The organism is Ideonella sp. P3_A4, assembly GCF_056403075.1.
This window is the reverse complement of sequence record NZ_JBFUGE010001174.1, coordinates 1-1022: the sequence shown is the minus strand read 5'-3', so window position 1 is coordinate 1022 and position 1022 is coordinate 1. Positions and strand designations below refer to the sequence as shown.

1 protein-coding gene and 1 pseudogene are annotated in these 1022 nt (G+C 67.2%); one reads left to right on the top strand and one right to left on the bottom strand.

Features of this window, described 5'->3' with window-relative positions:
- A pseudogene (locus tag AC1DYI_RS36745) lies at positions 1–178 on the bottom strand (serine/threonine protein kinase); the annotation flags it as partial.
- A gap of 30 nt (positions 179–208) precedes the next feature.
- On the opposite strand from AC1DYI_RS36745, the gene AC1DYI_RS36740 reads away from it, so the two are divergent.
- The coding region (locus AC1DYI_RS36740; protein ID WP_477209008.1) for a YicC family protein at positions 209–1022 on the top strand (814 nt) is incomplete at its 3' end.

The following is a 1022-nucleotide window of genomic DNA, read 5'->3' as shown; positions in this document are numbered from 1 at the left end:
CGCCCACAGAACGCTCTGCCAGCGAGGCTGGCAGATATTCCTTCAGGGCAACGAGGTGGCGTTCTTCGTCTTCGGCGAGGTACACCACGCCAAAGCCGCCGGCCGCCAGTTTCTTGATGATCTGGTAGCCACCGACCACGGTGCCCGCGGGCAACGGGGCGGGTTTGGGCTTTGACATAATTGGGTTTTTGCTTGGTGCAAAAGCTTCATGCCAGTTTACAGCATGACCGGGTTCGCGAGCGCCAGCGCCGCCCCGGTGGCCGAGGGTGAAGCCCACCCTGCCGGTGTGACCGTGGAAATGCGCACGGTCAACAGTCGCTTCCTCGATATAGCGTTCCGCTTGCCTGACGAACTGCGTCAGGTCGAGCCTGCGCTGCGGGAGCTTTTGACCGCCGGCCTGCGCCGGGGCAAGGTCGAAGTGCGTGCTCTGTTGGGCCGCAGCGCCGACGAGGGGCTGCCACAACCCAGCACCGAACAGCTGAACCGCATGGCGCGGATCGAAAGCACCGTGCAGGGCTGGTTGCCGAGCGCGGTCGGGCTGTCGGTGCACGAGGCCCTGCAGTGGTGCCGAGGCGGCGGCAGCGGCAATGTCAACACCGGGCTCGACGAGCTGGCGGTGCAGGCTGCCCGCACGGCGATCGAAGCGCTGCGCGAGGCCCGGGCCCGCGAAGGCGCGCGGCTGACGCAGATCCTGAACGAGCGCATCACGACGCTGCGCCAGCTGGCCGAACAAGCCGCGCCGCTGGTGCCGGCCGTCGTGCAGAAGCAGCAGCAGCGCTTCATGGAACGCTGGGCCGAGGCGTTGAACTCGGCTGGCGCTGCCGGCGCCGTGTCGGCTGAAGCCGCGCGCGATCGGGCACTGAATGAAGCGGCTGCCTATGCCATTCGCATCGACGTGGCCGAAGAGCTGTCGCGCCTGGTGTCGCACCTGGACGAGATCGAGCGTCTGCTGACCAAGGGCGGCGAGGTCGGCAAGCGGCTGGACTTCCTGATCCAGGAGCTGCACCGCGAGGCCAATACGC